The organism is Pseudomonas sp. O39 (assembly GCF_045447295.1).
GTDB classification, from domain to species: Bacteria; Pseudomonadota; Gammaproteobacteria; order Pseudomonadales; family Pseudomonadaceae; genus Aquipseudomonas; species Aquipseudomonas antarctica_A.
In genome coordinates this window covers 1-14,417 of the sequence record NZ_JBJGXV010000034.1, presented here as the reverse complement: position 1 = coordinate 14,417, position 14,417 = coordinate 1, and the positions used below count along the sequence as shown (strand labels likewise).

Sequence of the window (14,417 nt, the reverse complement as noted above, 5' to 3'; positions counted from 1 at the left end):
TCATTTTGTTATTGGAGTGTCCGTCGAGTTTCCAGGGGCCGGCCGGTAAGCCTGCGCCCTTGTCGAAACCGGGCCGCCTCATGGACGGGCCCTTCTTGCCGGGCAAGATCAGCGGGGCATGCAGTATAAAAAGCTGAGAGCAGGTTCTTTCACTATAAAAACGATCCAATTTAGGGGATGCGTCGGTCAAAATGCCATTTTACAGGAGCATTTAACCTGGATAGGGTGACAAAACGTCGCGGCGCGCGACCCTGAAAAATGGCTTTCTGTGGCGAGCTTGCCCCGCGTTGGGTGGCGAAGCCGCCCTAAAACCTGCCACCGCGATATGCCTGACACACAAATCCCTCACACCCCGCCCTCAGCGACTAAGCTTCAGGCAAGTCCGATCAATCTGCGTTAAGGATCAATCGACTATGGGCGCACTGTGGCAAACCGAATCGAGCAAGGCTGCGAAACTACAAGGCAGTTCGGACCCAGCGCCTTTACCTAAAAATAAACCCAGGCCCCGCTATGTACGGCGCCTCGTCGGGTTGATTGTGTTGATGGCGCTGATTGCCCTGGGGTTTGCCGCCGCCAAAGAGATGCGCACCTCCCGTCTGCAGGCCCAGGAACTCAGCCGCCTGGCGCGCGACCTCACCTATCAGGTGAAGCCCGGCCCCAGTCAGGCCATTACCTATCCGGGAGCCGGTCCCTTCGACCGACGCCTGGGTTACAGCGACCTCGGCACGTTCCTGCCGCGCCTGCTCAAGCGCGGTTATGTGATTGAGGCCCAGGCACGCTTTTCACCCGCACTGATGGACTACAGCGCCAAGGGCCTGTTTGTGCCCTATGCGGAAAAGATCCAGGCCGGGCTGTCCATTACCGACTGCCGCGCCGTGCCGCTGTACCAGTACAACTACCCGCAACAGCTGTACCAAAGCTTCGCGGCGATCCCGCCCGTGGTGGTCAACAGCCTGCTCTTTATCGAAAACCGCGACCTGCTCGACCCCACCCAGCCCCAGGCCAACCCTGCCGTGGACTGGCCGCGCTTTGCCAAGGCCGCCTGGTCACAGGTCGCCAAGGTGCTGCACCTGCCGGGCCAGAGTGCCGGCGACAGTACCTTGGCGACCCAGCTGGAAAAGTACCGTCATTCCCCGGATGGCCTGACCGTATCGGGCGAGGAAAAACTGCGGCAGATGTTTTCCGCCGCCGTGCGCGCCTATCGCGATGGGCCGGACACCTTACCGGCACGGCAGAATATCCTGCGTGACTACCTCAACAGCGTGCCGCTGTCGGCGGTGCCCGGCCACGGCGAAGTGCATGGCCTGGCCGAGGGTTTGCGGGTGTGGTACGGCGCCGATTTCAACCAGGTCAACCAGGCGCTGGTCGGCCCGGTGAGCGCCGAGCAAGGCCTGGCCTTGCGTGAAGTGCTGTCGTTGATCATCGCCCAGCGCCGTCCTTCGCACTATCTGGCCAAAGGCCGCGAAGAACTGGCCCAACTCACCGACAGCCATCTACGGCTGCTGGCGCAGAACGGCGTGATTACTCCGGCACTGCTGCAAGCCGCACTGGCGACCAACGTCAGCTACCGCGACTGGTTACAACAACCGACGGTGCAGCCCGTGGAGACCAACAAAGGCATCAGCATGGCCCGTGCACGCCTGGCCGCCCTGCTCGACCGACCGCTGTACGACCTCGACCGCTTCGACCTCTCGGCCACCACCACCCTGCAAGCCCCATTGCAGGGCCAGGTCAGCGATTACCTCAAGCACCTCGCCGACCCCGACTTTGCGCGCCAGATCGGCCTGCTTGGCGAGCGCCTGCTGACCCCGGCCAACACCGCGCAAGTGCGCTACAGCTTCACGTTATTCGAGCTGACGCCAGATGGCTCACGGGTACGCGTACAAACTGACAACACCGACCAGCCTTTCGATATCAACGAAGGCAGCAAACTGGAACTGGGCTCCACCGCCAAGTTGCGGGTGCTGACCACTTACCTGCAAATCATCACCGAGCTGCACGACAAGTACGCCGCCCAAGCCCCCGCCGCGCTGAAAAAAGTCGCCGTCGACGACCAGGACCGCCTGAGCCGCTGGGCCCTCGACTACCTGATCCAGACACCGGACAAATCCCTGGCCAAAATGCTCGACAGCGCCCTTGATCGCACCTACTCGGCCAGCCCCAACGAAGGCTTTTTCACCGGCGGCGGCCTGCATCACTTCCATAATTTTCGCAACGAAGACAACGGCCGCAGCCCGACCTTGCGCGACGCCCTGCGCGAGTCGATCAACCTGCCGTTCATTCGCCTGATGCGTGATGTGGTGCGCTACACCACCTATTCCGGCGCCAACAACAGCGCCGAGTTGCTCAAGGACGACAATGACCCGCGCCGCCAGGAATACCTCGCCGATTTTGCCGACCGCGAGGGTACGACCTTCCTGCGCAAGTTCTGGAAGAAGTACCAGAAGAAAGACACCCAGGCGCGCCTCGATACCTTTCTCGACGGCCTGCGCCCCACGCCGATTCGCCTGGCCGCCGTACACCGCTACCTGCTGCCCAATGCCAACCAGGACAGTTTCAACCTGTTCGTGCGCGCGCACCTGACCGGCGTTAAAACCAGTGAGAAGCTCACCGACGAGCGCCTGCAAAAACTCTACAAGGCCTATGGCCCCGGCACCTATGACCTGCCCGACCAGGGCTATATCGCCAAGGTCCACCCACTGGACCTGTGGTTGATCGGCTACTTGCTCAACCATCCCGAGGCGACCTTCAGCGAAGTGGTCAAGGCCAGTCGATTCGAACGCCAGGAGGTCTATAGCTGGTTGTTCAAAAGCCGCCATCAGAGCGCACGCGACAGTCGCATCCGTACCATGCTCGAGGTGGAAGCCTTCCTCGATATTCACCAGCGCTGGCAGGCGGTCGGTTATCCGTTCGACCACCTGGTGCCGTCACTGGCCACCGCGATTGGCAGCTCCGGCGATCGCCCGGCGGCGCTGGCAGAACTGATGGGGATCATCCTTAACGAGGGTGTGCGCGCGAGGGTGGTGCGCATCGACAGCCTGCACTTTGCTGCCGGTACGCCCATGAAACCCAGGTGATCAACGACCCCGCCACCGGCAAACGGGTGATGCCGGTGGAGGTGGCGCGGGCGTTGCGCGGGGCCTTGTCTCAAGTGGTAGATGCCGGCACCGCCAAGCGCGTGGCCGGCAGTTTCAAATTGGACGACGGCACGCCGCTGGCCATGGGCGGCAAGACCGGCACCGGCGACAACCGCATTGAAGCCATCGGCGCCGGCGGGCGGGTGCTCAGTTCCAAGTCGATCAACCGCACCGCCACCTTTGTGTTCTATATCGGCGACCGCCACTTCGGCACCCTCACCGCGTTTGTACCCGGCAGTTCAGCGCAAGGTTTCAAGTTCACCTCGGCGCTGCCCGTGCAGGTGCTCAAGGGCATGGCGCCGATTCTTATGCCGTACTTGAAGCCAGGTGAGCAGACCCTGTGTCTGTCGGTAGCGGGTCAGCACTGAAAAACAGCCGCCTGGCAAACGGCCGGGTAATCTTCGCCCGGTCGATTTCCAGTGTCTGGCGCACTCGCCCGGTCTGGCCGGTGCGAATACGCGCAAACGCCTGTGCCTCAACCTGCCCGCGTCATGGCACCCCCATCACGAGAACACCACTTCCACTTGTGGCACCCGTAATCGGTAGGGACCCTGCTCGCCGAACGAGCGAAAACGTCACATCGTCCCCCCCCACGCTGTTGGTAATGCGGGTCAGGAACGAACTGCCGACTTGCACCGCTGCCCCCCCATGGACAAGGGCTGTGCCCAAGTCCGGATTGGTCATCATCAGCAGGCGCGTATTGAACGACGAGGGGCTGCCTTTGTAAGTAATGGTGATCGGCGTGGTAATCCCAGGGTCCGGGCAGGTGTAGGTGAGCCTACGGTCGCTGCGGATGGTGGTTGTCAGCGGATCGGTGCCAATTGCTCTCTGGTGCACTTCACCGAAGTTGATCTCGATCGCGTTGTTATTGTTGATCGTGCAGGTTGATGGGGAGACGGTGAAGTTGTTGGCGGCGCGGTAAGTGACGGTGAGACTCGCCGTGGCTGCGCCGTAGTTGTTCGTGGAAGTAAGGCGCAGGAGCCCGAGTGAATCGCCTATTCGTACATCAATCGGATTGGACGGGTTGTTACGCATCAGAATGTAGGGCGTGATATCGATCGGATAACCCACAAAGTTGTCAGGCATCGTGGCTGCGCGTATGCCAACCGGAACAGGCGTATTGCGGTACGTTCCATTTATTCGCAAACCAGTCCCTTCGCTGGTGAATTTGGGGCCAGGCGTCCAGGGGGTGCCCGCCGAGTTCCCTGTAGACCAGTAGTCCTGCCGGGAAGACGGACTTTGTGAACCCGGGGAGAATTTACATTCAAGCTGTGCACCCTCCATCAAGATCCTCGTACGATCTTCGGTCAAGCGAACGGTAACGGGCACACTTAAATTGGGATTGCCCGTTTGCCAGGCTCCGCCATTAACCCGACAGTCGACAGCCTGCGCGGTGGTAGCAGCGCCGAGAAGCAAAACAGTTGCAATGAGTCGTTTCATTTATGGCACTCCCATCACGAGTACACCGCTGCCGGTTATGGCACCGGTGGTGGGTAATGAGCCCGCGCGACGAACCAGCGTAAACGTGACATCGTCGCCTCCCACGCTGTTGGTAATCCGAGTCAGGAACGAACCGTTGACTTGAACCGCAGAGCCCGCACGAACAAGGGCCGCGCCTACGTCGGAGTTGCTCATCCTCAAGAGACGCGTGTCGAACGACGATGGGCTACCTTGGTAGGTGATGGTGATCGGCGTGGTAATCCCGGCATCCGGGCATGCGTAGGAAAGTCTGCGGTCGCTGCGAATGGAGGTGGTTAAAGGATCGGTGCCTATTGCCCGTTGATGTACGTCGCCGAAGTTTATCTCGATCGGGTTGTTATTATTGATCGAGCACGTTGAGGGGGAGACGGTGAAGTTGTTGTTGGCGGTGTAAGTAACGGTCAGTTGCACTGAACCGCTATTATCACTGTTTGTCTGGACCATACGTAATACCCCGAGGGTATCCCCGATTCGAATGTCGATCGGGCTCCCCGGACTATTACGCATCAGTATATAAGGCGTTATATCAATCGGGTATGCGACCGTGTTATCCGGCATGGTGGCCGCCCGAATTCCAACGGGAACCGAGGTATTTCGGTACGTTCCGTTTATTCGTAAGCCGGTGCCTTCTTGAGCGAACTTCGGGCCGGGAGCCCAGGGTGTACCGTTGCCGGTTGCCCAGTAGTCCTCCGCTCTAGATGGGGTCTGAGGGCCGATTGTGTATCGGCATTCGAGCCTCGCCCCTTCGAGTAGGATACGGTTTTGTGCCGTGTCCAGTCGGACGTTTACGGGGACCCGCAAGTTTATATTGCCCCCGCCGACAATTGTCCACACGCCTCCATTGACACGGCAATCAACGGCTCTTGCGGTGGTGGTAAACCCTGTCAAGACGAGAAGCACAATGGCTCCATCGAGTCGTTTCATTTTGATCTCTCGTTGTTTATCTACCCAGCCCCCACAACGAACATGCAGTCCGTGATTTAAGGCAGCCCAGAAGAGAATTGAGGTTTGCATGAGGCTGTTTTCAGCCTATGAATGATGTTTCACACCTATGGGTAGTCCAACGTAAACGTAGAACTCACGGTGTACGCACCATGCTCTATGGTCTGATCCCTGATGGCATTCGGCTCGCCCTGCACATAGGCTTTGAGCTCAATACTGTTGCTGCCATCACTCAACACCTGTTCGTCGCTGACTGCATTCAAGGGCAACGGCTTGTCGCTCAGGGTCTCGATACCAACCCCAATGCCTGAGGCGCCGCTGCCTCCATCCAGTGCGAGTAACCCGGGCAGCGCCGGGTTTTCTGTACCGCCGAACGTGATGGTGACCGTCTTGCCAACCGTAGTGTCACAGTCCTCCAGGTGCAGCTTGAAACCGCGACCCTGTGAACGCGTGTTGATATAGAGGTGCTTGCTGGTGATGTCCCAGAGTTCCAGCGTGATGGCCTCGTCGCCCGGCCGAATAGTGCAGGCCTCTTCAACCAGGTTGCCCTTGAAACTCAAGTTGTCGGCCGCATGGCCGTTGGAGGCGAGGCCCACGGTAAGCAGTAATGCCAGACCGCCACATGACCAACCCTTATGAACCCTTTCATGTCGCATAGACTCGACTCCTACTCGTATTCGGCCAACAGCGTGGCCACCGCTGTAAACCTTGCGGGGGTCAGTACGGCCCCTAGCCGTTTGACGGGTACAACTTCCAATGTCGGCGGGGACGACAGGCTGATGTCCAGTGGCGTATTGAGTAGAAACGGCACGTTATTTTGAAACAGCCGGATGCCAAGGTCAGGCACACTGGTCTGCACCGCCGAGCCATCAAACGCCGTGGCTGTGCCGTTAACACTCAACTTCAACTCCCACGGCAGCGTGTCGTTGCCGCAACTGATGATGTAACCGACCCCCTTACGGTATTTCTCACCATCGACGCGCTTTACACCGACGTCCCCAAAGTCGACTTCAATGGTGTTTCCAGCATCAATCGTGCAGGGCGGAGGCTCGTTCAGTGTTCCGCTGAACGTCAGGTTGGCCGACGCACCATTGCAAAGGCCGATGGAACACAAGGCGAGCAACGCTCGCTGCTGCCAAAATGTCATGGGTCGTTTCTCTTGATGGGTAATCGATTTCATTGGTAATCGACCACGAGGGTGGCGGCGGCATCAAATGCGCCTCCCGTGAGGCTGCTGCCCGCGCGCTTGACAGGCACCGCCTGCACGACCGGAAAGTTTGGATGGGTAAAATTCACGGCCGTATTCAATGGCCAGTCAGCGCCATTGACGAACAGCTTTACCCCAAGGTCTGTCTTGCGGGTCAAGAGCACGCGACTGTCGAACGAAGCGCCTGTGCCCTTGAGTTCCAGCTTCATCGCGTTGTTGAAGGGGGAATCACAGGTGACGGTATAAGGCACGTCCCGGCGGTAATTGACCCCGTCAACCCGTGACGTCAGAAGGTCATTGCCGAACGGCACATCCAGCGTACCGCCGCTGTTAATCACACACGGCGGGGGCGCGATGATCACCGCGCGGATGGTCAGACTCGTATCGGCCTGCGCGCTTTGGCTGACGGCCAAAAGCAGGCCGCCACCGATAAGAAGGGCCCGCGAGCCGCTTGACTTAGCCATTGTTCTGCCCTCACTCATAATTGAGCCTGAAATCCACCACAGCCTTGAATGCCCCGCTGCTTAGCGGTGCAGAGGTGCGCGTGGGTTGAACATTCCAGGTCTGGGTATCGCTGCCCAAGGTCAAAAACAAAGGTTCGCCTCTTGAGCCGAGCTGTACATTGCGTCCCATGGCGTCGGTCAAATACAGGCCCATCCCGGTGATGCCTAGCACTTTGACCAACCGTGGATCATCGGCATCGGCGGGCGCCATGAACGCTACCGACAGCACGGGTTGAAAAGCACTCCATGCCAGGTTCCCCGTTCGCTCACTGCGGATGCTGCCTGCGGTGCGGTGGCAATCGCTGAAGCGCAACTGAAAGGCCACCGATGTCGCCTGATCACCCGGCCGCTGCAGTTGGCTGGTGGATACGGCGCCCAGGTCAATCGTCTGATGAACCGATGTCATCTCCAGGCTGCAAGGGGATTCATGCATGGTCCCGAGAACATTCAGCATGCCGCTCATGCCCTCGATATCCTCGCCGTCCTCGACGGCGCATGCACTCCCCATAAAGGCCAGCAACAGGCCGCCCAGGACCTTCACATTGTGCGAATTCATGACTTTCTCCGGCCGCTGGCATTACTTGTTAGGCGCTGAGGCTTGCACATTGACCTTGCACGTTTGGCCGCTGCAGGTGAACGCCAGCAGCGGACGGCCGCCGTAATCATTCACGTAGGCCAAATAGGGCGCTGTGCCGAGGGCCGTGGCAGTCGGGCCCAGTTGAAGCGTGCCTTTGGGCGGGACCATCACTGGCACAAACCCCGGCACGGTTTTGCCATCCTTGCTGTCGCGCGCATCCACCAGGGTCACGTAGTAAGGCGTAGGGTTGCTCACCTGGTAGTGGTCGCCTTCGCGGGTCAGGGTCAGTTTTTCCTGCCAAGGGTTGGACAGGTCTTGCTGGCTTGGCGTAATCGCTTGCGGCCGGTAGAACAATTTGATCCGGGTTTGCAGCGCAATTTGCAGGGTGTTGGACTTGTCACTGCGCGGCGGGATTTCCCTCAAGTTGAAGTAGTAGACCGTCTCCCGATCCTGCGGTAACGATTTCGCCGCCGGCAGCGCCTGAACTTTCACCTGGCTTTGCTTCCCAGGCTCCAAGCGTTGAACCGGCGGTAGCACGATCAGGGGCGTGGTGATTTTTTTGCCCTCTTCATCCTCGATCCAGCCCTGGGCCAAATACGGCAATTGGGTATTGTTATTGGTGATATTCACGCTGGTGGCATCTTTGCCACCATCAAAAATCACGCGGGTACGGTCCAGGCCGACAGCTGCGTTAGCACTCTGGCTCAAGCCTAGCGCCAGCAGCACAAGAGCCTGAGGTGTGAAACGTGTAGTTAGCATCATGAGGATGGGTTCTCCATATCGGTACGCTTGCCGGTCAGCGCTGCGGGCTCGGGCAAGGAAGGGTCATTGGCTACCAGTTGGCAGCGCAGTTGCAGGGCATGGGTCAAACCATCGGTTGGCAAAATGACAGGCAGCGTGAAGATGCATCGCGCATCCCCTCCCCAACTGACGCTCATCTGCTCCCCAGGCTGAATGCCACTCAGGTAGACGTTGCCGCCGTCATTCATAATCCCGGTGTCCTGCTGTTTGAGGTTTTTCACCGTCGCACCGAAGGGCGGCGAACTGCCGTCCGGCAGGCGCAGAACAGCCATGGCTTTCTCACCGGCGATCACGTCCAGCGATCGATAACCGATAGCGCCTTCGGTGAGCGTCAGTTGCGTCATTGATTGAGTGGCTTCGACATTGCTCGGCAACTTCTCCAGATCAACACTGGCCGCCGTACGCTGGTAGCTGCTGATGTCGGAAATAACCGCCTTGCCGAAAGCGTTGCTGCGGGTCGGTGTGCCATAACCGCGCACAGGCACATCGGCGACACCTGCGGTATCGACCATCAGACGGGTACCGCCGGTGCTATTGGTACGGTGCAGCGCCGCGCCGTAAGGTGTGAGCGTGCCACCGCCGCGAGCGGATACACCGAGGCTGCTGTAACTGCCTTTTTGCGTGCTGGCGCTTACATCAATGTCGGCCTGGTCACCGATATGACTCAGATAACCACCGGCGGAGTTGTTGCTTGCACTGAGCTGGTAGCTATTACGCTCATTGAGGCGATCGCTGTAGCGCGTTGAAAACGTGTTGTCGCCTGCGGACCGATTGGCATCCAGCGACAGTGTGCCGGTGGGCCCCAACGGCAAACTCACCGTCAGCGACATGCCGTTGTCTTTGTAGTTGTATTCCAGCGTGCGGTACGCGTTCAGCGACAGGCTCATGTTTTTGACCGAGCCCACATTAAAGTAGCGGGACAACGACAGGTTCCAACGCTGGGTGTCCGGCCGGTCCCAATACGTTTGCTTGTTGTAACTGGCGTAAACAGTGGCGCCCAGGTCACGAAATTGTTTATTCACCGTCACCGTATAAAGGGCCTTGCTGCCACCTATCGGCCTCCAGTCCTCGCTGTATTCACCGTTCTCGTTGTACCGCCCGCGCCCGCCGAGTTCGCCGTTCAACCCGTAATGACGGGCATCCAGGTATTCGGCCATACTCAAAAAGTTCTTATCGGAAAACCGGTAACCGGCGAAGGTCACCTGGCTGTCGTACTGTTCAAAGTTCTTGGAATATTGAAGCCGATAGGATTTACCCGAGAGCGACTCGTTCCACACGCTTGCGTGGGACTGCGTGACATCCACCGAGACCGCCCCGAATGCCAGCAGGTCACGCCCCGCCCCGACAGACAGCGCACGGTAGTTGTTGTCCGACATACCGCCGCCAAACAGCGACCAGCCGTTGCTGATCCCCCAGGAGAACTCGCCGGTGCCAAAAACGTCACCTTCGGCGCCGTACTGAAGATTGGTCGGTCGACCGGTCGCCACCTTGTAACGAACTTGCCCCGGTCGCGTCAGGTAGGGAACGCCCGCCGTGTCCATCTGGAAAGAGTGCACCGAGCCGTCCTGCTCTTCCACCCGCACATCCAGCTTGCCGGTCACAGCGTCATTAAGGTCCTGAATGCGAAAAGGCCCCGCCGCGACCAGGGTTTCATGCAGCACACGCCCCTGTTGGCTGATAACGACTTTCGCATTGGTCTTGGCCACCCCGACGACTTCCGGGGCGTAACCACGCAAGTTGGGTGGCAGCTGGCTTTCATCCGAATTGAGCGCAGCACCCGTGAAGCGGAAGCTGTCGAACAGGTCGGAATACAGGTAGTTCTCACCCACCACCAAGCGCGCCTTCAACGCAGGAATTGCGCGATACGCGTAGTAACGGCTCCACTCCAGTTGGCGATTCCCGGCTGGCCCTTCACGGCCTTTTTCGACACGCCCCTGCCAATCCGCCCTCAGGCGCCAGGCCCCGGCATTGGCCCCCACGGTTCCGTTACCACTGAGGTTATTGCGGGCCCGCTCATTCCTTTGGTAGTTCGATTGCGCCGTCAGGTTGTAGTCAACCAACAACCCGGGCACCCCATCATCCCAACGGGAGGGCGGGTCCCAGTTAATAGCGCTGTACTCAAGGTAGGCCTGTGGGACGTTAATGTTCAGTGTGGCGGTGGCCAAATCACCACTGACCTCCATGCCTGGCAAACTTTGAGTATCCAGGCACTGCCCGCCTTTCCACCACGCACGGGTGGCGGCGCCGGACTCTTTCAAGCCCAATTGTTCCACCAGCGCCGGTGACAAACAGGCCTGACTGCCTTTGGGATCATTATCGGGAGGGTAGAACGCCACCGAGTGCTCAGCCATCACTTGGTTATTGATCTGTACAACCATCGCGTAAGTGCCCGGCAGAATAAAGCCGCTGCGCGCAAAACGAGACAAGTCGATATTAGTGCGATCAATTAGATCAAGAACATCGGTATTAAACTCGATATCCCCGGCACCCAGTGCAGTGCCTGCCAGTGACATTAACCCGCCAAATATAGTGGGACGGAGCGTAGTTTTGACCTTGGACGTATTCAACATTAAAACAACCCGTCAATGTTCAAAAGTATTCCAGCTTGAACCGCACTGCGGCCGTGTGAGCACCTGTCACCAGCGGCAGTCCATTGCCGACCAAGCGAAGGGTGTAGTGAAGTGTCATGTCGCCATTGACCAACGGCACCAAAGCCATCGGCTCACCCGGAACACTCTCCTGACCCGCAGCGTCCTCAATGTGCAGCGCGACCCCTTGCGAGCCGCCAAAGACGGCAAAGGAACGCCCTGCTCTGTCGTGAGGACCGTCAAAGGTCACGCGCAGATGCTCCCAATCGGGAAGGTTTACACCGGGCCGCGATGGGTCGGGACGAGTCAATGAGCAATTGACCAGGCGCAACTGGAAGGGCTGTCGTACGCCCGTCGCATTGCGCAACAGCCGGCCTATCGGTTCAGGAGGCATCTCGATGGTTTGATCGGCACTGACTGCTTCCAGCCCGCAGGCGGAGTCAACGATCTCTCCTCCCAGCGTGACAATCCCATCGCCTTGCGCAGTGTCCTGCGCGCAAACATCGGGGGCGATAAGCATCATCAATGAAGAGGCAATAGCGAAACTTATGAATGTCCTCACCTATCTATCTCCCGTCAGCGTCCCCCCGTCACCGTTGGGTGACGGGGGGGGAAACTTACTGATAAGCCAAGGTGAAGTTGGTGACCGCGCTGAAATCACCCGGGACGATGTCGCCGGTAGCGGCGCCTTGCACATAGGCACCGAACTCCAACGTGTTGTCGCCGGTGGTGATGGCCTGCGGGGTGGTAGGGGTGCCCAGGTCAATCACTTGGCCGCCATGGGTCATCATGATGCCGATGTTGCCGGCACCCCCGACGGTGCCGATCGCACCCGGTACAGCGCTCGACGGTGACGCGGTGAAAGTGGTGGTGACGGTGTTGTCGGTGAGGCCCGTCAGGTCGCAGCCTTCAAGCTCGATCCGCACACTGCGGGCTTCAGACTTGCCGCCTGCTTGCAGCTGATGCTTCGCGATAGCCCCCAGGCGAACGGTCTGATCTACAGAGTCAGGTTTAATAGAGCAGGCACCCGAGTGGACAGACCCCAAAAATGTAACCGTTCCATCCGCCGCTTGAGCCACGGACATCGACCCCAGCAGCAGCCCGATAGACAACAGTGCAGTTTTCATTTTGGTTTTCATTTGCAAGTACTCACACAGTCATTAAGTGTCATAGAAAAACCCTGTCGCAGTGGTGCGCAAGGCTGGTTAAGCACGCAACGAAGAGGGTGTAACGCCTGATTAAAGCTCGGCAAAAAGTTCGAATCACACTGTGCCGTGTGAAAAGTTTTTCCAACTATTTGCATTGCAAATCATGACCCGTTCGAAGCCAGGTAAGTTTCTATTTCAGACTTGAAAATGTAAGCCGGGAGATTCGCTTAATGACGTAGCCTTGACACATCAATACACATAGGAAAGTTATGGCTATTTGCCAAAACTTTCAAAACAGCCGTAGGAAGTAGACTACGAGGAGGTTAATGAGAATATTTTATTGTCGGATAGGTATGTAAGAACAGGATTACATAGTTTAAAAAACAATGTACTTACTCAAGTAAAGCAACTAGCGAATTGGAGAGTGCCACGAGGCGTGGAGGACCGTCTGTCGGGAGCCATTGCACAGCCTGTAAGATATATCTTAAGTTATATCTAGACACACACAGAGGCTCCTACCATGCGAGACCATCCTCACCAGCGCGACGGCTTTGACCCCCGCGCAGGTCGCGGTCGCGGCCCCCGGGTGTTTGCACCCGGTGATTTGAAACTGTTGCTGCCGGCCCTGATCGCCGAACAGCCCTGCCATGGCTACGACCTGATCCGCCAGATCGAAAGCCTGTTCGACGGCGCCTATACCCCAAGTCCCGGCGTGATTTACCCCACCCTGACCTTTCTTGAAGAGAGCGATCTGATCCAGGGCGACGCCGACGGCGGAAAAAAACGCTACACAATTACCGATGCCGGTCGTCTCTTCCTAAGCGAACAAGCCGTTGCGCTGGAGGGTGTGCGCATGCGCATCGACGTCAGCAAACGCTCATTACGCGGCCACGACCGCCCACCGGAAATTCACGAGGCGGTACACAACCTGCGTCACGCCTTGCATTCGCACCACGGGCGCTGGAGCCCGGAAGAAATCGTTCGTGTCGCGGCGCTGCTCAATCGCACCGCTCAAGCCATTGCCGACGGGAAAGACCAATGAATACGCAAGCTATCCACCGCGTCACCCACGAAATCAAACGTCGTCGCCTGCAAGTGCTGCGGGTAGTCGATATCACCCCACGCATGCGCCGCGTCACCTTGGGCGGGCCGGAACTGGCGGGGTTTATAAGCCTGGGCAGCGACGACCACATCAAACTGCTGTTCCCGCAGAACGCCGCCGAACAGGCCGCACTCGAAAGCCCGACCTTCAACATCAAGGGTGAAGGACCGCAACCGGCCATGCGTGACTACACGCCGCGTCGCTTTGACCTGAGCATCGGCGAGCTGGATATCGACTTCGTGCTGCACGGCGACGGCCCTGCCTCCACATGGGCCGAGCAAGTGCAGGTAGGCCAACACCTGTACATCGGCGGGCCACGCGGTTCGATGATCGTGCCGGATATCTTCGACAGCTACCTGCTGATCGGCGATGAAACCGCCCTGCCCGCCATCGCGCGCCGCCTGGAGGAATTGCCGGCGGGCCGCAAGGTGTTGGCCGTGATTGAAATCGCCAATGCGGCGGAACAGCAAGCCCTGCAAAGTGCTGCCGATGTGGACGTGATGTGGGTGGTGCGCGGCCAGGATGACCTGCTCGACACCGTACGCACACTGACGCTGCCGAGCGGCGCGCTATACAGCTTCGTCGCGACTGAAACCAAGCTGTCGCGCCAGGTGCGGCGCGTGCTGCTGGACACGCACAAGGTCAATGAAGAGTTCCTCAAGGCCGTGGGTTACTGGCGCGCCGAAGGCAGCGAAGAAGACTAGAACCTCAAGCACGCTGAAGACTCAATGTGGGAGCTGGCTTGTCGGACCGCCGAACCGCTGCGATGGCATCAGCTGGGTATGCCTGATGTACCGAGGTGCCTGCATCGCAGGCAAGCCAGCTCCCACAGAAAAGCAGTTCTGCTCCTGATCTGTTTTTGCCCTGCTTTTGCTTCAACCACTCAGGTCGGCTACCAGGCCGCCGTGCTCTGCTCTTGATCTGCTGTTGATC

Annotated in this window: 12 protein-coding genes and 1 pseudogene; 3 read left to right on the top strand and 10 right to left on the bottom strand. The window is 58.7% G+C overall.

Going from position 1 to position 14,417, the window contains the following annotated elements; translation table 11 throughout:
* The first annotated feature begins 413 nt into the window (after positions 1–413).
* Positions 414–3,505: pseudogene (locus ACI77D_RS27810) on the top strand (transglycosylase domain-containing protein).
* A 121-nt stretch (positions 3,506–3,626) separates the two neighbouring features.
* Here ACI77D_RS27810 and ACI77D_RS27805 read toward each other — a convergent pair.
* The 10 genes from ACI77D_RS27805 to ACI77D_RS27760 form a co-directional block, all read right to left on the bottom strand.
* Positions 3,627–4,577 carry a fimbrial protein gene (locus tag ACI77D_RS27805; RefSeq protein ID WP_064450893.1) on the bottom strand — a complete coding sequence of 317 codons (951 nt, stop codon included), beginning with the start codon at positions 4,575–4,577 and terminating at the stop codon, positions 3,627–3,629.
* Positions 4,578–5,540 (bottom strand): fimbrial protein, encoded by a 963-nt coding sequence (locus ACI77D_RS27800; RefSeq protein ID WP_407017930.1) that lies wholly within the window; start codon positions 5,538–5,540, stop codon positions 4,578–4,580.
* Between the two features lie 125 nt (positions 5,541–5,665).
* Positions 5,666–6,214, bottom strand: coding sequence for a fimbrial protein (locus ACI77D_RS27795; protein ID WP_407017929.1), 549 nt, complete (start codon positions 6,212–6,214; stop codon positions 5,666–5,668).
* An 11-nt stretch (positions 6,215–6,225) separates the two neighbouring features.
* Entirely contained in the window at positions 6,226–6,705 is a 480-nt protein-coding gene (locus ACI77D_RS27790; protein WP_064450889.1) for a fimbrial protein, read from the bottom strand.
* Positions 6,706–6,734: 29 nt separating this feature from the next.
* The gene (locus ACI77D_RS27785) at positions 6,735–7,229 is read right to left on the bottom strand and encodes a fimbrial protein (RefSeq protein WP_064450888.1); all 495 of its coding nucleotides are present in this window, start codon (positions 7,227–7,229) and stop codon (positions 6,735–6,737) included.
* A gap of 10 nt (positions 7,230–7,239) precedes the next feature.
* The gene (locus ACI77D_RS27780; RefSeq protein WP_407017928.1) at positions 7,240–7,824 is read right to left on the bottom strand and encodes a fimbrial protein; all 585 of its coding nucleotides are present in this window, start codon (positions 7,822–7,824) and stop codon (positions 7,240–7,242) included.
* 21 nt (positions 7,825–7,845) lie between these two features.
* On the bottom strand, positions 7,846–8,607 hold the full coding sequence (locus tag ACI77D_RS27775) for a fimbria/pilus periplasmic chaperone (protein ID WP_064450886.1): 762 nt from the start codon (positions 8,605–8,607) through the stop codon (positions 7,846–7,848).
* Complete coding sequence (locus ACI77D_RS27770; protein WP_407017927.1) at positions 8,604–11,216, bottom strand: outer membrane usher protein; 2,613 nt, start codon at positions 11,214–11,216, stop codon at positions 8,604–8,606. The genes ACI77D_RS27775 and ACI77D_RS27770 overlap by 4 nt, the downstream gene beginning before the upstream one ends.
* Positions 11,217–11,235: 19 nt before the next feature.
* A complete protein-coding gene (locus ACI77D_RS27765; protein ID WP_407017926.1) occupies positions 11,236–11,757 on the bottom strand; it encodes a fimbrial protein in 522 nt (173 codons plus the stop codon).
* 94 nt (positions 11,758–11,851) lie between these two features.
* On the bottom strand, positions 11,852–12,361 hold the full coding sequence (locus ACI77D_RS27760) for a fimbrial protein (RefSeq protein WP_064450884.1): 510 nt from the start codon (positions 12,359–12,361) through the stop codon (positions 11,852–11,854).
* Positions 12,362–12,902: 541 nt separating this feature from the next.
* Between ACI77D_RS27760 and ACI77D_RS27755 the strand changes: the two genes are divergently transcribed.
* The gene (locus ACI77D_RS27755) at positions 12,903–13,424 is read left to right on the top strand and encodes a PadR family transcriptional regulator (protein ID WP_064450883.1); all 522 of its coding nucleotides are present in this window, start codon (positions 12,903–12,905) and stop codon (positions 13,422–13,424) included.
* Positions 13,421–14,188, top strand: coding sequence for a siderophore-interacting protein (locus ACI77D_RS27750; RefSeq protein WP_407017925.1), 768 nt, complete (start codon positions 13,421–13,423; stop codon positions 14,186–14,188). The genes ACI77D_RS27755 and ACI77D_RS27750 overlap by 4 nt, the downstream gene beginning before the upstream one ends.
* Positions 14,189–14,417 lie beyond the last annotated feature (229 nt).